Source organism: Phocaeicola salanitronis DSM 18170 (genome assembly GCF_000190575.1).
Lineage (GTDB): Bacteria > Bacteroidota > Bacteroidia > Bacteroidales > Bacteroidaceae > Phocaeicola > Phocaeicola salanitronis.
Window position 1 is genome coordinate 3795608 of the sequence record NC_015164.1, and the last position, 26313, is coordinate 3821920.

The 26313-nt window shown below is 46.7% G+C and carries 15 protein-coding genes and 1 pseudogene; 11 read left to right on the plus strand and 5 right to left on the minus strand.

Annotated features, from left to right (window positions below):
- Positions 1 to 226 precede the first annotated feature (226 nt).
- Entirely contained in the window at positions 227 to 397 is a 171-nt protein-coding gene (locus BACSA_RS20320) for a hypothetical protein (RefSeq protein ID WP_158098033.1), read from the plus strand.
- A gap of 55 nt (positions 398 to 452) precedes the next feature.
- On the opposite strand, the pseudogene BACSA_RS20885 reads toward BACSA_RS20320, so the two are convergent.
- Positions 453 to 563, minus strand: a pseudogene (locus tag BACSA_RS20885) (helix-turn-helix domain-containing protein); the annotation flags it as partial.
- 146 nt (positions 564 to 709) lie between these two features.
- Entirely contained in the window at positions 710 to 1930 is a 1221-nt protein-coding gene (locus tag BACSA_RS16420) for an S-adenosylmethionine:tRNA ribosyltransferase-isomerase (protein ID WP_013619142.1), read from the minus strand.
- 522 nt (positions 1931 to 2452) lie between these two features.
- Here BACSA_RS16420 and BACSA_RS16430 point away from each other — a divergent pair.
- The 6 genes from BACSA_RS16430 to BACSA_RS16455 all read left to right on the plus strand — a co-directional run bounded on the left by BACSA_RS16430 (position 2453) and on the right by BACSA_RS16455 (position 11589).
- Positions 2453 to 3010 carry a DUF3575 domain-containing protein gene (locus tag BACSA_RS16430; protein ID WP_013619144.1) on the plus strand — a complete coding sequence of 186 codons (558 nt, stop codon included), beginning with the start codon at positions 2453 to 2455 and terminating at the stop codon, positions 3008 to 3010.
- Between the two features lie 12 nt (positions 3011 to 3022).
- A complete protein-coding gene (locus BACSA_RS16435; RefSeq protein ID WP_013619145.1) occupies positions 3023 to 4483 on the plus strand; it encodes a DUF3868 domain-containing protein in 1461 nt (486 codons plus the stop codon).
- A gap of 35 nt (positions 4484 to 4518) precedes the next feature.
- Positions 4519 to 6021 carry an Mfa1 family fimbria major subunit gene (locus BACSA_RS16440; protein ID WP_013619146.1) on the plus strand — a complete coding sequence of 501 codons (1503 nt, stop codon included), beginning with the start codon at positions 4519 to 4521 and terminating at the stop codon, positions 6019 to 6021.
- Positions 6022 to 6248: 227 nt separating this feature from the next.
- Positions 6249 to 7283 carry a FimB/Mfa2 family fimbrial subunit gene (locus BACSA_RS16445; protein WP_013619147.1) on the plus strand — a complete coding sequence of 345 codons (1035 nt, stop codon included), beginning with the start codon at positions 6249 to 6251 and terminating at the stop codon, positions 7281 to 7283.
- Positions 7280 to 8419, plus strand: coding sequence for a hypothetical protein (locus tag BACSA_RS16450; protein WP_041584094.1), 1140 nt, complete (start codon positions 7280 to 7282; stop codon positions 8417 to 8419). Before BACSA_RS16445 ends, BACSA_RS16450 begins: the two co-directional genes overlap by 4 nt.
- An 11-nt stretch (positions 8420 to 8430) precedes the next feature.
- The gene (locus BACSA_RS16455; RefSeq protein WP_013619149.1) at positions 8431 to 11589 is read left to right on the plus strand and encodes a DUF4906 domain-containing protein; all 3159 of its coding nucleotides are present in this window, start codon (positions 8431 to 8433) and stop codon (positions 11587 to 11589) included.
- A 311-nt stretch (positions 11590 to 11900) separates the two neighbouring features.
- Here BACSA_RS16455 and BACSA_RS16460 read toward each other — a convergent pair whose 3' ends face one another.
- The 3 genes from BACSA_RS16460 to BACSA_RS16470 form a co-directional block, all read right to left on the minus strand.
- A complete protein-coding gene (locus BACSA_RS16460; RefSeq protein WP_013619150.1) occupies positions 11901 to 13022 on the minus strand; it encodes an ATP-binding protein in 1122 nt (373 codons plus the stop codon).
- Positions 13023 to 13310: 288 nt separating this feature from the next.
- Entirely contained in the window at positions 13311 to 13580 is a 270-nt protein-coding gene (locus BACSA_RS20325; RefSeq protein ID WP_013619151.1) for a hypothetical protein, read from the minus strand.
- A gap of 218 nt (positions 13581 to 13798) precedes the next feature.
- Positions 13799 to 16273, minus strand: coding sequence for an AsmA family protein (locus BACSA_RS16470; protein WP_013619152.1), 2475 nt, complete (start codon positions 16271 to 16273; stop codon positions 13799 to 13801).
- A 178-nt stretch (positions 16274 to 16451) separates the two neighbouring features.
- Here BACSA_RS16470 and BACSA_RS16475 point away from each other — a divergent pair, with 178 nt between their 5' ends.
- The 4 genes from BACSA_RS16475 to meaB all read left to right on the plus strand — a co-directional run bounded on the left by BACSA_RS16475 (position 16452) and on the right by meaB (position 25957).
- Positions 16452 to 17510, plus strand: coding sequence for a DUF2027 domain-containing protein (locus BACSA_RS16475; RefSeq protein ID WP_013619153.1), 1059 nt, complete (start codon positions 16452 to 16454; stop codon positions 17508 to 17510).
- A gap of 244 nt (positions 17511 to 17754) precedes the next feature.
- The gene (locus BACSA_RS16480; RefSeq protein WP_065757468.1) at positions 17755 to 23436 is read left to right on the plus strand and encodes an alpha-2-macroglobulin family protein; all 5682 of its coding nucleotides are present in this window, start codon (positions 17755 to 17757) and stop codon (positions 23434 to 23436) included.
- Positions 23437 to 23620: 184 nt separating this feature from the next.
- Positions 23621 to 24697, plus strand: coding sequence for a DUF1573 domain-containing protein (locus BACSA_RS16485; RefSeq protein WP_041584096.1), 1077 nt, complete (start codon positions 23621 to 23623; stop codon positions 24695 to 24697).
- 168 nt (positions 24698 to 24865) lie between these two features.
- Complete coding sequence (meaB, locus tag BACSA_RS16490; RefSeq protein ID WP_013619156.1) at positions 24866 to 25957, plus strand: methylmalonyl Co-A mutase-associated GTPase MeaB; 1092 nt, start codon at positions 24866 to 24868, stop codon at positions 25955 to 25957.
- Positions 25958 to 26313 lie beyond the last annotated feature (356 nt).

The following is a 26313-nucleotide window of genomic DNA, read 5'->3' on the forward strand; positions in this document are numbered from 1 at the left end:
TTTCAACTGGGAATAAAATTATATGCTGGGTTGAGCCTGAATTTCAGAAGATGGTCAGGAATCAATTCGAGGGCTGGAAAATCAGGAGTAGCCATAGCAGCTTTCGTCTCTATGGTTGAAACGGATGAAACAGTGAGGAGCTAAGTCAGAGCGAGGAATTCTGATGACGGCTCTTCTTTTTGTTTTCCCCTGTTTCTTTCAGAAACTGTTTTGAATTTATCGTGCGATGATTTGGGATGAGTTTTTGAGGCATTTTCGCTTCTGTGATGAGGAAGATAGCGGGCTATCTGACGAAGAACAGGAGCGGAAAGGACCAAAAAATCGCCCAAAGCACACACGAAAACGGATACATCAAGCCAAGAAAAACTTTTTGGAGAAATTCAAAACAGCTTCTTAAGATTCCTCTAATCATAGAAGCTTTTCATTCAAGCCATTTCCGGTTCTTGTATTATTTACAGATTCAGTACATTCTCTATCTTACATAATGTTTCAAGCGATAAGTTCTCCCTGCCACGAAGTACTTTGGAAACATATTCCTGGCTGTACCCCATACGCTCCGCAAGCATTTTCTAGGGCAGTACAAGTTCCTTCATCCTGTCCAGCACTTTGCTCCGTGAACTCTGTTCTCTCAAATAAATAAAACTCTGTGCCTTTGTGTTTCTGTGTTCCAATCCATTTTTCGCAAACCAATTCTGTTCTACTAGATAGATCATTCATTTATAAGCAAAGAAGAGTCTCCATAGCTCAGGAAGCGGAAATCATGAGACAGGGCATAATCGTAAATGCGTTTCCAGTCCCCTTTTACGAATGCCGAAACCAAGAGCAGCAGGGTGCTTTGGGGTTGGTGGAAGTTGGTTATCATGCGTTTCACCACCTTATATTCATATCCCGGCGCGATGATAATCTGCGTACTGGTATGCAGGGCGTCCAGCCGGTGGCGCTCCATGTAGTGCAGGATGTGTTTCAAGGCTTCCGTCGTGCTGAGGGTAGGGTGGGTTTCGTATGGTTGCCATTGCCTTACGTGCAGGTCCGCTTCTTGGGCGTCGGGATGTTGGCTCAGGGTAACACCTATATAATACAGGCTCTCTAAGGTGCGTACCGAAGTGGTCCCTACTGCCAATGCCTTTCCCTCGTGGGCAATCAGCTTTTCGATGCTTCCTTTCGATACCGAGATGTATTCGGTATGCATTTCGTGCCCTTCTATCTCCTCGCTCTTGACAGGCTTGAAAGTGCCGGCACCCACATGGAGGGTCACTTCTTCCAAGTCGGCTCCTTTGGCACGCAGGGCATCCAAGACCCGCTGGGTAAAATGAAGTCCGGCGGTAGGGGCGGCAACCGAGCCTTTTATTTTCGAATAAACCGTCTGATAGGTTTCCTTGTCGCTTTCCTGCGTTTCCCTATTCAGATAAGGAGGAATGGGCAGTTCGCCGAACATTTCCAGAATGTCGGCAAAAGTCACGCCGGGATTATCCCATGTAAAGTCTACCCAATGGCTGGTGCCTCGTGCTTCGCCTCGTGTAGCGGCCAGCGTAATATCCTGTCCCTTTACCGTCATCCGGCGGGTCAGCGTCCCCTCTTTCCATTTCTTCAGGTTGCCAATCATGCAGAGCCATGCCGCATGTTCGGTCTGCTGGAAGTTCAGGGCATAGTCGTTGGGCTGGATGGGCTCCAGGCAGAAGATTTCAATCAAGGCTCCGGTTTCCTTGCGGAAATGAAGCCGTGCCTGTATCACTTTGGTATTGTTGAATATCATGAGTGTGCCCGGCTCGACATAGTCGGGCAGGGAGGTGAAGCGTGTTTCGCTGATATCGCCGTTCCGGTAAACCAGCAGCTTCGATTGGTCGCGCACCGGAAGCGGAAACTTGGCGATACGTTCATCGGGCAGGTTGTAATTATAATCGCTTATATGGATATGTTTGGTATCTTCCATGTTGGATGCATGTTTAAAATGAACGGGCAAAGATACGGTTTTCCGGTCAGACAGCCAAACATTCGTTTGTCATATTAGGGAGTTTTGCCCTCTTTGTCCGGCTTATAAAATCTCCCTCCGGAAATGAATATATACTGCATCTGCCAAGTAAGATATCTTCATCGGCAGTTTCAGTGCACTGAAACTGCCGATGAAGTATATATTCGTTTCCGGTGGCATATAGTTGCGTAAAACGGCGGAAATATATTCATAGTCTTTTATATATAAATAAGGTGTATCTACCATTTGGCTGGACTTTCTTTGCAGGTTTCTGAACACATTATTTCATTTTTTTTGAAAAAAACTGATAAATACATTTGTTATTGTAAAATTTTATACCTATGTTTGCTGTGGATTACAGATGAAAAACACCGTGCAATCCGCTTCAGACATGCGTATGTATGAACTGGCTATTACAGTACAAAAATAAGGAATTTGAGGGAATCTTTTTTTCAGATTGAAATAAAATAAACGAAATACGCTATGAAACGTTTACTAACTATCCTTTTAGTGTTTATGGCACTTTCGGCTTCGGCACAGAAAGTGGCGGTGAAGACGAATGTGCTTTATGATGTGACCACGACCCTTAATTTAGGGGTTGAATTTCGTGTAGCTCCGAAATGGACGATTGATGTTTCGGGAAACTATAATCCATTTGAGTTCAGTGATGATAAGAAGATGAAGCACTGGCTGGTACAGCCGGAAGCACGCTATTGGCTTTGCGAAGCTTTCAACGGGCATTTCTTTGCGCTCCATGCGTTGGGCGGCCAGTTTAATGTGGGGAATATGGATTTAGGCTTGTTCCCTTCGTTTGAGGATGCACGCTATGAGGGAAACATGTACGGTGCGGGTATCGGCTATGGCTATCAGTTCGTGTTGGGCAAGCGGTGGAACTTAGGGTTGGAAATCGGTGCCGGATGGATTCATGCCGATTGGGACAAGTACGAATGTCCGCAGTGCGGCGAGTGGCAAGGGAAAGGCAAGAAAGACTACTTCGGACTGACGAAGGCTGCCATATCATTAATCTATATTATTAAGTAAGGAGGATTTGTCATGAAGAAACAGGTTTTATCGTTGGCTTTCTTGTTGGCATCCGCATGTGCCTATAGCCAGACTTCCTATTTAAGCGAATTGCTTATCAATAACCGTCAGGTGGAAAAGACGGCAGACCGCCAGGTGAAGGTCAGTTTTGATGCCGACTTGTCGGGACTGGACATGAAGCGCCAGCAGTCTTTGCGGGTCGTTCCGGTGATTGTATCGGCAGATGGAAGCCAGGAAGTGGAATTGCCGGCTTTTGTGATTAATGGTACGGTGCGCGATAAGGTAAATGCCCGCGAGGCGGCATTGGGGAATACAAGTGCCGAAGACGGTGCGTTGTTGACGGTACGGCGCAAGAACGGCACTTCGCAATCGGTTAACTACGAGGCTTCTGTTCCGTTCAAGCGTTGGATGATAGGCGGCAATCTCCAGTTGCGAGGTTATGCCACCGGGTGCGCCCAGTGCAACGAGGGGAACGAAACAAACTATACAGGCGATATTCTTCCGCCCCTGAATCCGCAATACGGCTCGCCTTTCGTACAGCCGAAGGAGGAAGAGGTGAAGCGCCGTTCCGAGACCCGCACGGCACGCTTGCAGTTCCGTCAGGGCAGTTCGGTGATTCAGAAGGACTATCAGCAGAATGCCAAAGAACTGGATGCCGTCCACCGTTCGATGCAACTGGTGAAAGACAATTCCGACCTTACGATTACAGGCATTTACGTAACGGGGTATGCATCGCCCGAAGGCGGTTTCGACTTCAACATGAAGCTTTCCGAACGCCGTGCGAAAGCGTTTGCCGAATACATGAAAGACGACCTTTCTTCTATCGACCCGAAGCTGTATCATGTGGACTGGAAAGGCGAGGACTGGGAAGGGCTGCGTGCCGAAATCGACCGCCAGCCGCAATTGCAGGAGCGTTCCATTATCCTGGACGTGCTGAACGGATGCGGTGACGATAAGGACGCTTGCGAGCAGAAGATACGCCAGACGGTATCGCCTGCGGCTTACAACCAGTTGCTTACAGAGGTCTATCCGCCTATCCGGCGCAACGAATACCGCATCGAATACAACGTGCGCCATTTTGAGGTAGAAGAAGGAAAGCAGATGATTAAGTCGCGCCCCGACCTGATGAGCGTGAACGAGATACAGCAGGTGGCAGACGCTTACGGCAAAGGCACTCCCCAATACATCGATTGCCTGCTCGCCGGAGCCAAGGCTTATCCGCAGGACATCACGGCGCAAAACAATGCGGCATTGGCTCTGATAGAGGCAGGACGCACCGAAGAAGCCGTTGCCTTGCTTCAGAAAGCACCGCAAGACGCAGCGTTGCAGAACATGTTGGGAGTAGCCTACCTGAAACAAGGCAATACCGAAGATGCCCGCAGCATGTTCCGCCGGGCGGCATCGGCAGGAAACGCACAGGCGCAAGCCAACTTGAAGATGCTGGAAGACTACATCGAATATTATGCGGAATAAATACGATTACAACAACTTTTTAAATTTATAACCTTATGAAAAAGTTTTATTATTTGGTTGCGGGTGTGCTGAGTATGGGTATGCTCGCATCATGCAGCAACGAAGATGAAATTGCTGCAGGGAATGAGAATGGACAGCAAGCCAATGCTTATCTGCAATTAACTCTTACGGGTGCGGATAATATGGGTTCGAGAACACAAGTTCCGGAACAGCCGGGAAGTGAAGGTGAAAGCCAAATTGTAAATGCACGAGTTTTGGCATATAATGCAGCTGGCACACAAGTAATCAATCAACTTGTTTCTAATTTGGAAAGTGCAGATAATGGTACATTGCAAACTCAACCGATTGAAATTGATCCGGGTACATATACTGTATATGTTATTGCTAATCCCGGTACTTATAATCCGGGGACAGATGCTATGGCTACATCTATTACCAATGCACAAATAATCGGTCTAACAGAAGCAGCAATGACAGAAGGAACGGGATATGCTACAGATACACACTTCATTATGTTTAATGCGTGTAACGGTACAGATGATACGGCAGGTGCGACAATAACCGTAACTGAAACAAATGATTATGATAATCCGGCAACTTCTGCGGCTCCTATTAAATTGGATCGTTTAGCTGCAAAGATTACTTATGCAGTAAGTCCTGATCTTGATATAGATGGTGCTACAGCTCAATTAGAGGGGTTGACTGCAGTTAATTTTGAAGGATTTAAATTATTGAATGCTAATACAGCTACTTATTTGCAACAACATTGGACTGAAAATGCTCCTGTAAGCCCAACAACAAGTACAAATATTGACAATATGTTGATTACTCCTTCTCCTGCTACATTCTATCATCAATGGAATGAATATAACACGATAACAAAAGATGGTAGTGAAGAATATACAGAGGTAACGGATGAAGTGCAAGGCGAAACCTTTACTCAAGATGCACTTTTCTGTATGGAAAACAATACAGGTGCAGGTACAGATGGTACAAGTACGAATTATTTACAGGGAAATACGACAGGAGTACTCTATAAAGCAAATGCTACAGTAACAAGTAGCGATGAATTAGCTGGTGAAAATTGTTTCTATGGCTATAATGGCGAATACTTTGCTACACTTGCAGCTATACAAACAAAATATCCGGGCGTATTTAATGCTGCTACAGGAGAAGATAAGCTGGCTGCAGCACAAGCTGAATTGCAAGCATGTGTAGCAGGAACAGATGGTGCATCTGTATCTGATTTCCGTGTTAAGTATTTGATTCGTGTATATCAGAATGGTGTAATGTATTATACTCATTACATTACAGATCAGAACTATATAAATAATGAAAGTGAGCATTATCATGCTGTAATGCGTAATACGATTTATGGTCTGACTGTACAGAGCGTGAAGAATATCGGTGACGATGTTCCGGGCGGATGGAATCCGGACGTAGATCCTGAAGATCCTATCGAAGTACCGACTTATTTGGCTGTAGAATGCGAAGTTAATCCGTGGGTACTGAGCAACTACAACGTTGATTTGCAATAAAATACTTTTTGATCTTACTAACAAACGAGTACAAACAAACCTCCTATATAAAGCCCCTCCTTCGGGAGGGGTTTGGGGAGGTTCCTCTTCTGCAAAAGAAGGAAACACCTGCATCCCCTGGATGCCACCGGAATAGAAAACAAAGAAGGAAAGGACGGAAACCCTCTGTGGTAAACCCTTTCCCACACCATATATCGGAAGAAAGAACAAACAAAAACATAAGGACCATGAAAAAGAGTCGAAAACTTGGTATGTATTGGGCGCTTCTTTGCACGTTTGCGACATTGGCTATGACCTCGTGCATCAAAGAAGACCGAGACGATTGTGTGACGGAGCAAGCCGGAGTGACGCTTCGCTTCCGCTATACGTACAATGTGACAGAAGGCGATGCGTTCGGCAGGGAAGCCGACCGCGTGCTGGTATGGATATTCGATGAAGGAGGAAGGCTGCTCTCCCAGTTGAACGAAGAAGGCGAGTATATCGACAACGGTTTCGAAATGGAGATACCCGACTTGGGTGTAGGGAAATACACCTTCGTGGCATGGGCGCAGGAAACCGACAGCAACGATGCCCTTGCCAACTTCACTTTCCCCGAACTGCAGGCAGGAACGTCTACACTGACCGACCTTCATGCACGCCTGAACCGGGAAGACGACGTTTGCCGTACTGAACTGAACGGTTTGCTTTGCGGGACAGTAGAGGGCGAAGTGACCGGTGGTGAAGACGTGTTTACGGTAGACATGATGAAATGCACCAACAAGCTGCGTATCATCCTGATGCCTTACCGTGCCGGACAGCAGTTGCAAGCCGAAGATTACCGTTTCGTAATTGACGGGCACAACGGCTGGCTGGACTATAAAGGAGATACTTACGAGGAAGACCCGTTGACATACGAGCCTTACTTGCAGGAACTTTCTACGGCAAGTGATGCGGAGGCTGCGGAAGGCGAAGTAAACCATGCCGTAGTGGCGGAATTGAACACCTCGCGAATGATGTACGAACAGAAACCCCGCCTGCGCATCTTGAATAACGATACGGGCGAAACCTTGCTCGACTTGAACTTGACATGGTTCCTCTCGTTGCAGGCTATCGGCGAACACCGGAGCGAATGGAGCGACCAGGAATACCTCGACCGCCAAGATGAGTTTGCGATGACATTCTTCGTAGACGGCGACACCTTCCTGATGAGCCGCATCATCGTAAACGACTGGGTATTGTCTTTGGAAAACGTTGACTTAGAAGGAGGAAAGGACGTATTATGAAACGGAACAGATTCATCAACTTAAAGGCTGCAGGCTGGATGCTGCTCTTGGTAGCGCTCCTTTCAGCTTGCCGGGAAGATGATGCAGGCACGCCTCAGACGAAGGTGCGTACCATCAGCCTGAACTTCCCAGCTATCCAGCCTTATACCGCCTCGCGTGCAGACGATGTAAATGCGGTAACGAATGAAAGTACTTTCCATACCGCCGACATCTGGGTATTCGATAGTAATACGGATGATAATGCCACTGCAGCCGCCTACAAGCATATCGAGGATGCCGAACGCTATACCACAGCTGGAGGAGAATTGCGCATCGAACTGACCATCCCCGAAGAGATAACTACGGTAGATATCTATGTGATAACGAATAGTTCGGCAACAGGTTTGGATGCCAATTCCACCCGAAGCGAATTGCAAGCCGCTACATTCAATAGCAAGCCTGACAATGAAACTTCGAGTGATTTGGAAAACAAAGGTTTGCTGATGAGCCGTATCATTACAGGCATTCCAGTGGAAGACCTTTCCGGCGGTTACGATGCAAACACGCAACTTCCCTTAGAAAGAGGTGTAGCCAAAATCGCCTGCTTCTTTGCCAAGGAAAGCGAAAGTACGCAAGCCGAAATCACCAACATCACCGTATCGGGTGCGACCAATATGGGAAGCGTATTCCCGGCGGCTGTAACGTATAATGCAAGGACTTCTCGGCCTGATGCAGCCAATGTGCCGACAGAAGCAGAAACAATGTCTGGCTTTTCTATATTGCCAACACCGCTCTCTGTTTCTGCCGTATTGGATGAAGGGGAAAGTTTGGCGCGTGGAGATGATGAAGATGCACAAGAGTATGTGGATAGATTAGAGAATACGATTCATGCAGACCATACGAATGATTACTATCTGTTTGAAGCAAAATCTGATGCAATAACTGTTACAATTAGTTATACTGTCAATGGAGAATATAGAGAGTCTATACCTGTTACTTTAAATCAAATAGATGTTATTCGTAATCATTATGTTGTAATAACAGGTTATATACCCGATCAATTGCAATCAATGGAAACTGATTTAAATATATTGGTTATTCCTTGGGGAATAAAAGGTAATGAAGAAGGTATTATTGAAGTTCCACCATTTATTTGATCAATTCAGTTATGAAAAAGATAAGATATATAATATTATTGGCATTATGTGCTATCAGTATGTCAGCCTGTCAAGACGATTTGGTTGAAAACGCATCGGTTGGTGGAGCAGACGTAAACAAGCCCGTTAAGGTGGATTTGAAAATTGGTATTCCCAAGTCAATGGAAGTGGAAGTGACAAGGGCGGATAATAGCTATTCAGGAATGTACGGTGTTCGCCTTTATGTATTTTCTGGAAATAATCTGTTAGGTGATCCGCAGCAAATACTAGAAGATAACAATTTGATAAAAGGTAGTATAAGTGATCAAGGGCAATATTATACAGCTACTGATATAACATTATATGAAGGTACTCAAACAGTTTATGCAATAGGAAATATTACCAGGACCGGATATTGGTCAACTAATACATTATCCGAGTTAGATCAAGCTGCATATGAAGGGAAGAATAAGCTAGATGAGTATTTGTATTCGCTATTAAGCGCAACTGTTACCGGTAAAACTTTTCCTTCTATTGCTACTGACTACATGCCATTATCTGGAGTTAGTGAGATAACTGTAGAAAATGGTCAAACTGACGATATTATAAGGTTAAAACGTTTGGTTGCTCAAATCAAGTTTAAAATAGATACAGAATATTCAGGAAATGACGCGATAGTGACGTTTACTCCGAGCAGTTATTCTTTTTACAACCTTGCAACAAAAGGTTATGTTTTAGGAGGTGAAAATAAAGCTATCTTAGCTGAAGATGTGTACAATACTAATCCTCAATTTAATTTTGAGATAACAGAAGATGAAACAGAAGGAACTACTCAAGCTGGTTTTTCTGTGTTTATTCCGGAAAATATACAGCGAGTGAAAGAGGTTGTTGGAAGTATCTGCGAAAGTTATGACGACCGTGAAAGTTTTAATGGACAAGGACAAAACAAAAATTGGATATTCGCACCAGATAAGGCTACTTATGTTGTATTGAAAGGCATTTGTAAAGAAACGGATCAGTCTACGGGAAGGTTACGCCGTTATGGGAATGTTGAATATACAATTCATTTAGGAGATTTTAGCGAAAATGGAAGTATGACCGATTTTTCTGTAGAACGTAACTATATCTATACTTATACCGTATCTATACAAGGTATGGAAAAAATTAAAGTAGAAGCGGAAAAAACTCCAAATGAAGATTATCAAAATGGTGCGGAAGGCAGTGTGATAGAATTAGGAGAAGCATCGAAAGTCTTTAGTTTAGACGCTCATTATGAACAAGTCTTTGTTGAATATAACTTGTCAAATATTCTGCGTGAAGTACAAACAACTAATCCAAATGCGGATTTAACCAATGAAGATGATGTTAATGCAGTAAAGGAAGATATCGCGGATCATTTCCAATTATCTATTCACACTCCAATGAATACAGTGGATACAAGTGATGAATTACGTCTTCCGTATAGTCCTTTGCGAAGTAGCGGAGATGAAAGTATAGATATGGCAGGGATTGATTATGATTGGATTGAATTTTATCCTCAAGAAGGAAACGATGTAATATCACTTTATCCAGGTGAAGAAAGTGAGAATCTTTATTCCCCCTATCAAATCTGTAGAATGATGGGAGAGGCAATTTACCAAATGTTTGAGCATTCGGATAATTTGTCTTTTACCCCTTCAGTTACTGGTCTGATAATTGAGCAAGAAGGGGAAGACTTTGTAGCGCGTTTTACCATATTTGTAAATGAATATTTCTATAAAACCAAATTGGATGGAACAACAGTAGCATGGGGAGATTTTACAGGTAAGGAACCAAGAACTATGTTGATAGCAAGTAATATGGCAATCAGCGATGATTTAAACAGTACATATTCTACGGCACAAACTTATATAACTCAGCGTGCTATAGAGACATTTTATAGACCAGAATCTGATTATAACACCAATGCTTTAGGATTGGAAACATATAATGAAAATGGAGTAATACAAGGTTTTGGTAACGCAGATAATAGTACGAATGATTGGTCTAATGGACGTACAAATATGTTGGTTAATGTCGGCATCTTAAGAAACTCAAACTCTACTAACTGGCAAACGGTTGAATGGTATGATTATGAAAGAAACAGTGGTTACATAGATTTTACACAAGTTGGGTATTTGGATGATAATTCATTGGCGAATCATCAGTGGGAGTATGAGTTGAATAGTAATAGTGCGTTTTATGCTTGTTTATCGCGTAACCGCGATTTAAATGGGAATGGTAATATAGATAGAGATGAAGTACGTTGGTATCTGCCAGCTTTATCACAATATTTACGTATGGGGATCGGTACCAAAGCATTATCTAATGAAACCCAATTATACACAGGTATCAAATCTCAAATGCAAGCAGATGGATATCCTGGTAGTTATTTAAAAGACGGTGCTTTATATTTTGTAAATACAAGCGACCCTAGAGACGGAGGAGATTTCACTTTATATTGGGCTGTAGAAGTCGGTTCTTATGGTTCCCCAGGCATGGGAGGTGGAGGTGCTATGATACGTTGCGTGCGTAATCTTCCTAATGAAAGTGTTGTACAAAATGCACATGATGACGAAACTTTAGTAAATGACAAGGCTTTGGCTGTTCCTGTTTACGGAACATTAAAAGCGATTAATTATGGTGATGATAAAAATGCAGTGTTTGATTTTGGAGACCGGTTGGTAGAATCAATTTTCCGAAATAGTGCTCAAGCACAATGGGGTCCTTATCTTCCTCATACAGAAGAAGATGATGATGAAATGATGTTGCCAGGGGCATTCGTTGTTGCAGCAACTGATACTAATGTGTCAAATGCGCAAATTGCATTTGGAATATATACAAATGGCAATTATGATTATGGTGACGATCCTTGTTCTACATATTCAGAAGCAAATGATAGAAGTGATAGAGGATATTGGCGTACGCCTAATCTTAATGAACTGATGGTTATGTCTACAGTAAATGATCAGATTCAAATGGCAACCAATTCATTTTCAAGGACTCGATTTTCAAATTCAAGAGTTCGACCTGGCTTCTATTTTAACACTTCAGGAATGATAACCGTTAATGGGTCAGGAGATGACCATACAGGTAACATCAATGGTGGTGGTTACGTTCGTTGTGTACGTGATGCTACAGTTGATGATTTGAATGAGGCTAGAGATTGGTAATATTTTTATATCTCTATCAATAAAGGGGGGAAGCGTCCCCCGCACATTTTACTTAAATTAGTAATCTATGTTTAGGGAATCGGCTCGCAGGGATGCGCGCCGATTTTATTTTTACCTCCTCATCCGCATAGTTGGTCATACCTGTGCAAGTTAAGGCGAAAGACACATTCTGTTATTGAATTCCGCAAACATTCCATGTAGGGGCGTATCGCATACGCCCGAATGCGTCAACTAATCCACATGGATGTTTTCAGGGCGTATGCGATACGCCCCTACATGGCAATTGGGTGGAAGGCGGATATTCAATTCCACTATTTCACGAACGGCCAATAATTTTCCGGTGTAATGACCTCGTAAGTTGAGTTTGGGTAAGAGTTGGCAAAAGCTTTGGGTAAACTGCTCTTGGCTTTCCCATTCCATTTAAATTCAAATGTATGTAGTATTCCGTCTTGTTCCTCTATTAAGTCAATCTCTTGCTGTTCGTGTGTACGCCAAAAGAACAATTGGGCATAATTGCAGTAATAAGCGTTCCGCTTTATCCGTTCGCTTACCATTAAGTTTTCCCACAAGGCACCGGCATCGTTTCTTAATGCCAATGGCGCAAAGTTTGACAGGACAGCGTTTCTTATCCCGTTGTCATAGAAATAAACCTTTTTCCCTTTCTTTATTTCATTCCGCAGATTGCGGCTAAACGAATCCAGCCTGAACACGACAAAACATTTCTCCAACAGATTGATATAGGTTTCTACCGTGCCTCTGTCTACACCCAACAGGCTGCTAAGCTCGTTGTATGAAACCTCGCTGCCCAATTGTAGAGCCAGTGCCCTTACCAACTTTTGAATCAGGTCTGGTTTCTTTATGCCTCTATAAGTGAACAGGTCTTTATACAGATAATTGTTCGTGAGCGAGATTAAGGTGCGTTTGGCATCGCCCGGCTCTGTTACCACTTCCGGATAAAGCCCATAAACCATTCTGTTTTCCAACAATCTGCCCTCCTCTCTCTCCGAACTGTTCATTGCCAGTTCAGCCAAAGAAAGCGGGAACAAGTTGTATTCAATCAGCCTTCCGGTGGCAGGTTCGTTTACTTCGCTGGCTATGTCAAGCGATGAAGAGCCTGTAACGACTACTTGGGTATCCAGCTTCAGGTCCCCAATCATTTTCAGTGTCAGTCCAATATTTTTCACCCGTTGGGCTTCGTCTATGAATACAAGATCGTAAGGCAGCAAGAGCTGTTTCAATTCGGTTGAGGTCTTACCTTCTAAAGCCAAGGTGTCATCTACATTGTCACAATTCAATAAAAGCACCTTTTCTTTTCCCTCGCGTAGCTCGGAAAGCAAAGTAGTCTTGCCGACTTGTCTTGCCCCCAACAGGACAATCACCTTTTTACGCTTGTAATCGGATAAAATAGAATTCTTTATTATACGGCTTATCATAGTTCTATTTTTTCTTACAAAGTTAAGAAAAAGGAGCGAAATCGCAAAATTAAGCCGAATTTGTAGAATAGAATCGCAAAATTAAGCCGAATTTATAGATTTGGCAGGGTCACAGACCCGCTTCTTATTCGAATGTACCAAAGAATTATGTGCGTATGGATTTGTGCATTTAATGGAACACAGAATACATCCGAAGAGGCTTCGTAAACGAACATAAGTGAAATAGCCGAGTCACTTATGTAAAGTGCCCGATCTACTTATGTTAAACGGTCAAGTTACTTATGTTCGTCAAAATGCATGCTTGACCGTTTTATCTACATAGACATAACCGTCTGTTATAAGAGCCTGTTTAAATTTTCCAATAAAGTAATATTCTATCAGGTTCTTTTGTGTTTGTTTCCGGTCTGTTTTCCCGATTTTATTCGTCAGATAGCCCGCTATCCTCCTCATAAAATCAGAAAAACATCCTCGAAAACAATTCGCAAAATTAACCTGAGCAAAATTTAAACAGGCTCTAATTTTGTCGAAACTCTGGATACCTATCGGATATTTCATCATGGCACGTGCATTTTTTTGAATACAATTACAAAGAAACGAATTAATTTCGGGAAAGACAAGGGGCTTCTTTATTCAAACGCAGTGACGCAGAAGCGCAGAGCTTATTTTTGAGAGAGCAAAGAGCACAGAGGGTATGTTTGGCTCCGTGTTCTTTGCTCTCTCTAAATTATTCTTCTGCGTCTTTGCGTCTCTGCGTTCCATATTCTGATTTCGCAGGCTTATTTCTTCTTTTTAAACAAGTTGAGCGCCTTGTCGATAACGGATTCTTTTTCCTCGGATTCACCTTCTTTCGAATCGTTACCAACGATGCCCTTTAGGGCTTGTTCGGCGGCGTTCTTGGCAAGGCTTGCCATGTCGATGCCTACTTGGGGCGAGGTGAATGTTCCTCCGATGGTCATGTCTACCGTGCCAAAAGCCGAGCCGATTCCTCCCGAAGGCAACGTGATTTTACCCGTATAGTCGATGGTTTGGTCCAGGCCGGTAGAGCCGGAAAGGTTCATGGTGTAATCGCCCAGCTTTAAGTCGAACGGTTCGGTATTTACCCGTCCGTCTTTTATCTCGAAACTGAGGTCAAGGTCCTTTACTGGAATGTCTTTCATCGAAGGTTTCTTTACGATGTCAGCCACTTGATTGATGAATTTCACATCGCTTAAGCTCAAGTCTTGGGTCGATAAGTTCCCGCTTCCTTGTACCTTTTGCATTACGGGGCTCATGTTTTCGTCGAGCGGAGCGTCTATCTGGAGCTTGCCTGAGAAGTTTCCTTTCAGCCCGCTGAAGATAGGAGCCAGTTGCTGTACCAGCCCTAACTCTTGGTAAGCTTGGGCGAAGCCGATGTCCTTCATGTCAAACCCTGCGTTCAGGCGTGGCTGGCTGGCTTTCGGAGCCGAATAAGCGCCGTTGGCGGTGATGCTTCCTCCCATGGTGTTGAAGGAAAGGTTGCGCATGTCTATGGTGCCGTTTTTGACCAATAGCGTACCGTTTACGTTCTCCAGCTTCATTTTGTCGAACAATACTTCTTTCAGGTTTGCCTGCATGTTGAAGTCGATGTTTTCGGGGATGCGGATGACTCCGGAAGAAGAACTTGCCGCGGTCGTGTCGGTTGGGGCTTGGGTTTGTACTGCCGTGGTGTCTGAACTGATGAAGTCGTTCAGGTTCAGGTGATTGCTGCTCACGTTGAGGTTCCCTTTCAGGGTGGAGCCTTTCAAGACGTAGCCTAAATAGTTCTCGAAACGGCTATCCAAGGTTACATCGTTATTGCCTATGTTGACCGTAGTTTCGCTCAGTTGCAGGTAACGGGGCGAGAACGTGAAGGTAGAACGTTGGATGTCTACGGCAGGTATGTCTTTCATATTCAGCTTCATGCCGTTCAGGCGGATGCTTCCTTCGGCTTTCATCTGCCCGTATTGTTCTTTCTCGATATACGATAACCTTCCGGCAAGGCTCATGTCTGCTTGGATGGTTCCGTTAAGCGACATGTCTTCCAGCGGATAGACATCTTTAATCTTGCCTAAGTCGAGTGTCCCTTTCGCCGTAGCCTGCAGGTCGGGGTCGCTGGTGGGAGTCTTTACAATGGCTTTCAGGCTGAACGGATTACCTGCCAAGGTGAAGTCGAAGGGGCTGATAGTCACTTCGGTCGCATCGATATTCCCGCCCGGATTCTTGACCGTAGCCGAGATATTGATGCCGTCTACGCCGGCGGGCAGAGACGGATAGCGGAACATGGCGTTCTCTACATTGAGCGCCACTTCAAACTGGGGCATCTGGTCTTGCGTCAACGTTCCTTTGGCAAATGCCGTAAGTGAAGCCTTTCCGTCAGTTTTCAGGTCTTGGAAGTCTTTCGCATAGATAGCGGGGATGAGCGAAAGCAGCTCCTTGAATCCTACTTCGTTCGTATTCAGCTTGATGTCCATTCCCATGCCGTCTTTTTGCATGGCTGCCCATCCGTCAATATTCAGCTTGATGGCATTCAGGCTGATGGAATTGTCCTGTAAGGTGAATTTCTTGTTTACAAGGTCGGCAGCCACGTTCATGTCGGCTTTCAATGCGGCATGATTTAAGAAGGGTACACCGCCTGTGCGGTACGTGAGCGAGGGAGTTTCCAGTTCCAAGTCGACAAGGGTCCGTTCGCTTCCGAAGTCTCCCGAGCAAGTTGCTTTCAGGTTTTCGATAGCGGCATACATGCCTGCCTGACGGTCATCGTAGCTTACCGACAAATCCTTGACAGACAGCTTTTTCAGTTTGATGCGGATAGGCGAGCTTTCGGCAGGGCTTTCCTGTACGGTATCGGTTTCGGCGGAAGCCTTCATGACATCCCAGTTGGGTTGTCCGTTTTCCAGTACAATCGCCTTTACCTTGGTGTCTTCGATGATAATCTTGGAAATGTCGTATCCGCTATCTCCGAAAAGCGAAAGAAGGTTGACCGCCGCGGTCAGTTCCCCGGCTTGGATGAGCGTATCGTTTTCGAATGCTCCCGCACCTTTCAGATAGAAGTCTTCCAGTGTGACCGAAGCGGACGGGAAGTTGCGCAACAAGCTGATGTTGAGCGCACCGAAATCAAACTGAGCATTGAGCATCTTGTTTCCTTCTTGCTTGACAAGCTGTTCTATTTTCCCTTGAAAAGCAAAAGGAAGAACCAAAAGCAGGATAAGAATCACGCCTACCGTGATGCCTGCGATTTTTAAAGCCTTTTTCATAATTTGCCTCCTATTATATATTAGTTAGAAGAAATCGCTGGCAAGTTATCAAGAAAATGCGGGATAAACAAGTAAAGAAAGTGTAAAAGTGAGGGTTGTAACACACGTTTTGTTAATTGAATGGATAATTTTTCTACCTTTGTCTTCCAATAGACCATATAATAAAAGGAGAACGAATATGAAAATAGGAGATAAAGTGCGCTTCCTGAGTGAAGTGGGAGGCGGAATCGTGAAAGGATTCCAAGGGAAAGACATTGCGCTGGTAGAGGGAGAAGACGGATTCGAGATACCGATGCTGGTGAAAGAATGCGTGGTTATCGAGACCGATGATTACAACATCCCGTTGAAATCAAACAAGAAAACGAATGTGCCGGAAACGGTGGACGAAGAGCCGGAAGAAGAAGAGGAGAAGCCCGTCACTTACCGTGCCCCGGAAATAAAAGGGAACGATGTGCTGAACGTGTATCTGGCATACGTGCCGCAAGACGTTAAGGCGATTTCTACAACGGCTTTCGATGCCTATTTGGTGAACGATAGCAATTATTTCATTGATTATCTGTATCTCTCGGCGGAAGGAAAGAACTGGACTTTGCGTAGCAGAGGGACGGTCGCTCCCAATATGAAGCAGCTTTTGGAGGAATTTGAGAAGAGCGAGTTAAGCAATATGGAACATGTTGCCGTGCAGTTGCTGGCATACAAAGACGACCGTACTTTCCTGATGAAACCGGTGGTCGGCACGGAATTGCGCATTGATACGGTGAAGTTTTATAAGCTCCATACGTTCCAGCAAACCGATTTCTTCGCAGAACCGGCATTGTTGTACGACATTGTGCGTGATGATGAGGAGGCGAAGCAAGTTTTTGTTTCGGCGGACGACATCAAGGAAGCGTTGTTGCAGAAGAGCGTATCGGACAAGCCTAAAATGCCGAAGAACCGCCAGCCGAAAGTGAAGAACGACATTGTGGAAATAGATTTGCACATTCACGAGCTGCTGGATGACACCGGCGGCATGAGCAATGCCGAAATGCTTCATTACCAGTTGGACGTATTCCGGAAAACGCTGGACGAATACAAGAACAAGAAAGGGCAACGGATTGTATTTATTCACGGGAAAGGCGACGGCGTATTGCGCCGGGCGATTCTGGACGAGTTGAAGCGTAAATACAAGAACTATTCCAGCCAGGACGCATCCTTCCGCGAGTATGGTTTCGGAGCGACGATGGTCACGATTCATTAGTATGTGTAAGTCTTTAAAAATGATTGCCATAAACGGAGAGACGGAGTTTCATGTTAGTTTATATAGGGTGAAACTTTAGTTTTGGCAAGGTGAAACTTGTTATGAAACCGGATAGCTTTTCCAGGCAAGGCTGCTTTGTTTCCCGGAGCAGCCTTTTTCTCTTCCCTTTTTTGTTTATTTTAATGGAAAAGATGCAGCGTTTCGGGAAATATTTCGTTTCTTTATAAAACCAAATTGAATGGATATGAAGACGAAACAACGATTGCCCTGGCTGATGATGATGTTCATCGGTCTGTTTCCTTTACTGGGGGTGGCACAGAGCTATGACCAGCTATGGAAAGAAGTGGAAATGTATCAGAAGAAAGACCTGCCTAAATCGGTCATCGCTACGACAGGGAAGATTTATGCAAAAGCGAAGGCAGAACGCAACCTGCCTCAGCTGATGAAAGCGCACTTGGTGCGGGCTTCCCAGCAGGTTTCGCTTACGCCCGATAGCGCAGAAGTGGAATATGCGGCGTTGAGGCAATGGGCGGAGGAGGAAAAAGATACCGTAGGGCGTGCCGTGTTGCATAGCATTGTGGGATCTTGGATGATGGCAAACGAACCGGACAGCATGGAGGCGGCTATCGCTTATTTCCGTGCTTCGGTGGCTCCCAAGGAGGTGCTGGGACGCACTTCAGCCAAAGAGTTCCGCCCGATGACCGAATCGGGCAAGCAAAGCGAGCGGTATTTCGGCGACAATATGCTGGACTTGCTCACCCGTACGGCTATCCAGCAGATGTCCACCCTGTATAGTCCGGCGCACTTGCCCAAGGCGAAAGCGTGCATGGAACTGTATGACGGGCTGATAGATTATTATAAGCAAGCACAGAACCGGGAGGCTGCCCTGCTCACTGAAGTGGCGAAACTCTGGTTCCAGAAACGGAGGATGGACAATTTTAAACCGTACCGCCTCACGGATGATGAGCTTATTGCCCGCCTGCACGGGTTGATTGACACGTATGCCGGTCAGCCTGCATGTGCGGATGCATACGTGAAGCTGGTGGTGGCTTACCGCGATGCCAACCGCTTGAAAGAAGCCGTGGAGATGGCTCGCGAAGGGCTGGCGAAGTACTCCAAGGGCGAATGGGCAAAGGACTTGCAGGGGCAGATAGACTACATCACCCGTCCGATGCTGAACGTGGATATCCCTTTCCTTTATCCGAACTACGAAACCGATGCGAACGTGACGTATGCCAATATCGAAGGCGTTACGCTCGAACTCTATCGCCTGAACCTTGCACCCACGGCGGCACAGCTCCAGTTCCGCGAAGAGACCGACCGCGATGCCTTGCTCAAGCAATACGGTACGAAGGTTTCCACCCGCTTCTATGCCCTCCGCGCCACGGAGGATTACCAGCGGCGCGATACCGTGTTGCGCTATACATTGCCCGGCGAGGGCATCTATATGCTGAAGCAAATCCCGAAGGGAGCGGAAAAGGGCATCGCTTCGGCGGTGATGTTTGTCTCGCCCTACCAAGCCATCGAGCTTCCAGTACAGGGCAGGCAACATGAGTTTATAGCCGTAGACCGCCTGACAGGGCGTCCTGTTCCGGGTGCGGAGATAGTGACCTACCAGCTGAATATCTACGATGCGAAGGCAGGCTATGCCTTGTGGAACGTGCACCGGACGGATGCGCAGGGACGGACGGCGTTTGAAGTACCGAAACGGACCGGCGCTTATTACAATGTGCGTACGCCCGGGCACGACTTTATGGCTATCACCCGGTTGAGTGCAATCGATAGTGTCGTGGGAGTGGCTTCGGAAGGGTGGAAGAAACAAGCCGACCTCTTTACCGACCGTTCGTTGTACCGTCCCGGACAGACGGTGCATGTATCGGGTGTGGTGTACGAGCAGGAGGGAGACTCCACCCGTGCGGCTTCGTATGCCAAGGATAAGCTGAGGCTTTACCGGGGCTCTCAAAATGTAGGCGAAGCCGATGTGTGGACCGATGAGTTCGGTGTCTTCTCGCACGAGTTTGCCTTGCCCGATAACCTGCTTCCGGGTCAGTATTACCTGTCAGGTTATGACCGGTCGGTGGTGATTCAGGTAGACGAGTACAAGCGTCCTACTTTCGAGGTGCGGTTCGACCCTTACAAGGAAGCCTATACGATGGGCGATTCGGTGCGGGTATCGGCTGAGGCAAAGACGTATGCCGGTGCTCCGGTGCGCAATGCCCGGGTGAAATACCGTATTGTCCGTACCGAAATGTCGTGGTTCCGCTGGCAAGGGGCAACGGAAGAATTGCTTTCGGGCGAAACGCAGACCGATGCCGATGGCAAGTTTTATATCTGTGCCAGGCTGACAGAACCCGATTACGAGGCGGAGCATACCTATTATATCTATAAGGTATCGGCGGATGTGACCGATGGTGCCGGAGAGACCCGTCAGGGCGAACTGGCTTTGCCTGCCGGCGAGCAGACCCTCGGCTTGCAACTGAAGGGATTGAACGCAAATGTGATGCGCGAAAAGCAGGAACGCATCCAGGTGCAGGCGATGAACCTGAACGGACAGCCCGTGCAGGTGGAAGTGGCATACAAGGTATATGCCTTGGATAAGGAGGGCAAGAAAGGTGCTTTGCGCTACGAGGGCAAGGCTGAGTCGATGCAATCGTTTGTGCCTTCGGGCGTGTGGGCATTGCCTTCGGGCAGGTACCGCATGGAAGTCTCGGCACAAGATGAAAAGGGCCGTCCTTGTACGGCAGAGCAGGATTTCGTGCTCTTCTCTAAGACAGACCGCACCTCGCCGGTAGAAGAAACCGCCTGGTTTTATCAAGACGGCGATAGCTTCGGAAGCCAGGAGCCGCCCACGTTCTATATCGGAACGAACGAGGAAGGGGTATGCCTTTTCATTGATGTATACGATGGACAACGGCGTATCGAATCCCGGCAAGTGACGCTGGATAAGGAACTCAAGGCGTTCAGCTTCCCTTATCGTGAGGCGTATGGCGATGCGGTGACCGTAGCATTCACCTTTATGCGCAAAGGAAACCTGTATACCAACCAGTCGCTCCTGACTCGTCCCGTGCCCGATAAGCGGTTGATGATGAAATGGGAAACATTCCGCGACCGCCTGCAACCGGGCGGACAAGAGACTTGGACGCTGCACATCGCCCGTCCTTCGGGGATGCCGGCGGAAGCCAACCTGATGGCTACGCTTTACGATGCTTCTTTGGACGTGTTGCGCAAGCACGACTGGCGTTTCGGGCTTTCGTTCCCACGCCGGGCGATGTACGTGCGTGCCGATTTCGCTTCGGCATTCCAGCGGGTACGGATGTACGGTGATTTCCCGATAACCTATCCCGGCGAGGGTTTCGACTTGCTTTATGGAGACTATAGCAGGCTATATACTACGTGGTTGGGAGGTTTCCGGAGAGGATTTACATTCTTGAGTCGTGCCAATGCGGTTCAGGAAGAAATGATGGAAGTAATGCCATTGAGTGCATTGGAAGGAGCGGATATAGCTGATTTGCGTGAAGTAAGATATGATGCTACGGCTGCACCGGCTCCCGCTTTCCAAATGAAGAAAGGGGATGTAGGTGGAGGTGAAATACAAATCAGCATCGCCGATGTGAAGAGTGGAAGCAGTGCGGGCGCGGAACAAGTGCCGATGCCTGCCTTGCGCGAGAATTTTGCCGAGACGGCTTTCTTCTATCCCAACCTGCGCACCGATTCGTTGGGCAATGTGAGCATCTCCTTTACCGTGCCCGATGCCCTGACCCAATGGCGTTTCTTGGGCTTTGCCCATACGCGGGCTATGGATTATGGCTTGTTGGTTGATACGGTTCAGACCTCGAAACCCTTTATGGTGCAGCCCAACTTGCCGCGCTTTATCCGTAGGGGAGACCGTGCGGTGATAGCGGCTTCGCTGGTTAACTTATCAATGGAAACCGTATCCGGAATCGCCCGCATTGAATGGTCGGATCCGGTTACAGGGAAGGTCGTGGCACACGATAAGCAATCGTTCTCGGTAAGTGAAGGCGAGACGGGAACGGTGCATTTCACTTTCGAAGTGCCCGAAACCTATGATGTGCTGGTTTGCAAAATCGTAGCGGAAGCCGGTGAATATAGCGACGGGGAACAACATTATTTGCCTATACTGACCGATAAGCAATGGATGACCGAAACCGTACCTGTACAACTGGACGGAACCGAAACAAAATCGGTAGCTGCCGAGGAATTGTTCAACAAGCGGAGCAAAACCGCTACAGAGAAACGCCTGACGGTAGAGATGACCGCCAATCCGGACTGGTATGCCGTACAGGCACTTCCGGTGATTGGAAATCCTTCGGAAGAAGACGCCTTGTCGTGGGCTTCGGCATATTATGCCAATGCATTGGCTGCGCACATCGTCCGTTCGAATCCGCGCATCGAAGAAGTGTTCCGTACGTGGAAAGCTGAAGGAGCAGGGAAGGAAACCTTGCTCAGCAACCTGGAACGTAACCAGGACCTGAAGAACCTTTTGCTTGCCGAGACACCGTGGGTTGCCGAGGCGACCGATGAAGCGGAACAGAAACGCCGTATTGCCTTGCTTTTCGACCTGAATACGATGTCAAACCGCCAGCAGACAGCTATCGGTAAACTGGAAGCCTTGCAACTGCCTGACGGTTCGTGGAGCTGGTACAAGGGAATGACAGGAAGCCGTTATATTACCACCCAAATCGTCGAGATGCTGGCACGCCTGCAAGCCATGCAGGTGAAGCTGGACCAAGGCGTGGGCAACATGTATGTGCGTGCTGTCGACTACTTGAAAAAAGAGGCGCAACAGGAATACGAACAGATGAAACGCCGGGAAGCGGAGAATGAGCTGACCGTATGGCCTGACGGGCAGATTGTACATTATCTGTATATATGTGCTATTGACAAGCTGGCGGCAAATCATGCCGACGGACAGGTGAATGATTATTTCATTGCGAAACTGGAAAACCGTTCGGCAGACTATTCCATCTGTGAGAAAGCAATGATTGCCCTGGTGATGCAGGGGGCAGGCAAGTCTGGTCAGGCATCCGAATTGGTACAGTCCATTAAGGAATATCTGGTAGGCACCGAAGAAATGGGCCTGTATTTCGATACGCCGAAAGCTGCCTATTCGTGGCGAAGCTATAAGATTCCGGCTCAGGTGGCGGCAATGGAAGCCATCTACCGCATTGCGCCGGACACCAGTATGCTGAACGGCATGAAGCAATGGCTCTTGAAGCAGAAGCAGGTACAGGCTTGGGAAAGCTCCGTATCGACCGCCGATGCCGTATATGCTTTCTTGTGTATGGGAAGCGATACGCTGGGCGAAGGCGGAAGCATGGAAGCTACGGTAGGCAAGACTACCTGGCAGACTCCGCAGGATGCTTTGGGCTATGCCCGGAAGACCTTTACCGGAACCGATGCCGAGGCAGATGACATCCGTATCAGCCGTACCGGTGAAGGACTGGGATGGGGAGCCGTTTACGCCCAATACCTGGAGGATATGGACAAGGTATTGCCTTCGAAAGGAACCGGTCTGCAAATCGAGCGCACGCTCTATCGTGACGGAAAAGCCCTTTCGCGCAATGCCGAGTTGCATGTAGGCGATAAGGTGACGGTGCGTCTGACTGTTTCGGCAGACCGCGATATGGACTTCGTGCAAGTGAAAGACGAGCGTGCCGCTTGTATGGAACCCGAACAGCAGCTTTCCGGATATAGCTGGAGCGGAGGTATCGGTTATTATTTGGTAAGCCGTGATGCTTCTACCTCGTTCTTTATCGACCGGATGCAGAAGGGAACCTACCAGTTGGAATATACCGTCTATATCGACCGTGCCGGAACGTATCAGGCAGGAAGTGCTACGGTGCAGTCGGCATACGCTCCCGAGTATAGCGGCTATACCGCAGGCGAGACCTTGACGGTGAAGTAAAAGGATGAGATAAAGGAAACGCAGAACAACGCGGATTTTCGCAGATTGATAAATTCAAAACAGTTTCTATAATTTGCGTGAATCCGCGTTAATCTGCGTTTCAAATTTATTTCGATGCTTGGTTTTTTGTCTGTCTTTGATTTTCTCTTTATCTTTGTTCTCTCGAAATTAGTACATGCAAAAGATGAAGAAACGGATTCTATTTTTATTCAGCATAATGCTTGGTGTGGCGCTTACGGCATACGCCCAGCCGAAAATTACATTCGACCGCGAGAAGCAAGACTTGGGGTATATACTTTGGCGCAATCCCACTACAGTTACTTACCAGTTTACCAATACCGGTGACAAACCGTTGGTCATTTCGAATGTAACCGCTTCGTGCGGATGTATTGAGGTGGATTGGACCAAACATCCCATACCTGCAGGCGGTAAGGGAACCGTTAGCGCAGTGTTCGATGCCGAAGCCATCGGACATTTCTATAAGGAAGTAGGCGTATATTGCAATGCCAGTGCTGTTCCCGTTTATTTGGAGTTCAACGGAGAGGTGACAGCCGATGCCAAGAACTATTCGTTTACGCATCCTTACGGATTCGGTTCGGTGCGCCTGAATCAGGAAGAAATCGAGTTTGAGAATGTCAACAAGGGGGAACGTCCGGAGTTTACGATTCTGGTGGCGAATACATCCAGTAAGACCTATACGCCGGTATTGATGCATTTGCCTCCTTATCTGTCGGCAAAAGCGACACCGGAAGTGTTGGGACGTGGCAAGAACGGAAAGATTGTGGTGACGCTGGACACCGATAAATTGCCGAAATTGGGCATTACACGCACTTCGGTCTATTTGTCGCGTTTCCCCGGTGACAAGGTTGGTTCAGATAATGAGATACCTGTATCAATCGCTTTGCTTCCCGATTTTTCCAAGATGACCGCACAGCAGAAGAACAACCCTCCGCAACTTTCGCTTTCGGCTACTCAATTGGAGTTTGCGGGCTTGAAGCCTACGCAAAAGAAATCGCAGCACATTGTCATTACCAATACCGGTAAATCGAATCTGGAGATTCAGGATATGCAGGTAAACAGCATTGCTCTTGCCGTAAGCCTGAAAAAAACGGTCTTGAAACCTGGTGAATCAACAAAGATGAAGATTACGGTCTTGGCAGAGAACTTGTCGCGGGTAAAAGGCACACCGCGTGTGTTGATGATAACGAACGACCCGGCAAAGTCTTCGGTCACTATTCGTGTGAAGGCGAAATTGCTATGATATAATCAGGAGTTAAGGAGTTAGAGAAGTTAAGGAGTTAAGCCGATACTTTTGCTGACATTTACGGCTCTATTGGCTTAACTCCTTTAACTTCTTAACTCCTTTAACTTCTTAACTCCTTTAACTTCTTAACTCCTTTAACTTCTTAACTTCTTAAATAAAAAAACTATGGAACACCCCGAAAACAATGAAGCATACAAAGGGTTGACGGTAAACAAGGGCATTGACCAGCCTGCTACGATAAACCCGTATCTGAAAGCAAGAAAACGTCCGAAACGCCGCCAGTTTACGGCAGGCGAGTATGTAGAAGGTATTCTCAAGGGAGACATTACGGTATTGAGCCAGGCGGTTACCCTGATAGAGAGTGTCAAGCACGAGCATCAGGCATTGGCGCAGGAAGTGGTAGAGAAATGCCTGCCATTTTCGGGCAACTCCGTACGGATAGGTATCAGCGGTGTGCCCGGTGCTGGCAAGAGTACTTCGATAGATGTTTTCGGATTGCATGTCCTGGAGAAAGGAGGCAAGCTTGCCGTGCTTGCCATCGACCCCAGCAGCGAGCGTTCGAAAGGAAGTATCTTGGGTGATAAGACCCGCATGGAGAAACTTTCGGTGCATCCCGATTCGTTTATCCGTCCCAGTCCTACGGCAGGTTCGTTGGGGGGTGTGGCACGCAAGACGCGCGAGACCATTATCCTTTGCGAAGCCGCAGGCTTCGATAAAATCTTTGTAGAAACTGTCGGAGTAGGGCAGAGCGAGACGGCAGTGCATTCGATGGTGGATTTCTTCTTGCTTATCCAGCTTGCCGGAACGGGAGATGAACTGCAGGGCATTAAGCGTGGAATCATGGAGATGGCAGATGCGATTGTCATCAATAAGGCAGACGGAAACAACATTGAAAAGGCGAAGTTGGCTGCAGCCCATTTCCGCAATGCCTTGCATCTGTTTCCGGCTCCCGAATCCGGCTGGATACCCAAAGTGCTGACTTATTCCGGTTTTTATGGCATTGGCATCAAGGAAATCTGGGACATGATATACGAATACTTTGCATTTGTGAAGGCGAACGGATATTTCGAACACCGTCGTAACGAGCAGGCAAAATACTGGATGTACGAATCCATCAACGAGCAGCTGCGCGATAGCTTCTACAATAATCCCGCCGTATCTTCGCTTTTGGCATACGAAGAAGAGCAGGTGCTTTCGGGCAAGACCTCCTCGTTTTCGGCTGCACGGCGTTTGCTGGATACTTATTTTGGGAAGTAAGTGTGATATTATCAGAAACACAGATTTTCGCAGATTAGCGCAGATTTTTTTGATTTACTATTTTTCGATTTACGAAGTACGATTTAATGCTCAAATAGCAGATAGTAAATTGTCAAATCGTAAATTAAAATAATCCGCGTTTCTGAACTGACACATTATATATACCATGTACGGTATGAATTTGTGCATTTCCTTGAACATTTCGCACCGTTTCTGTAGAGACGATGTGCACATCGTCTCTACTACATGGCATATACAAAATGCACAAATTAATGTTGCGAGAAGTATAAACTAATTCTCAACATCTACTAAAATAAATAGTTTGCAAGGTGTGGTGTGAATAAAAAATCGTATCT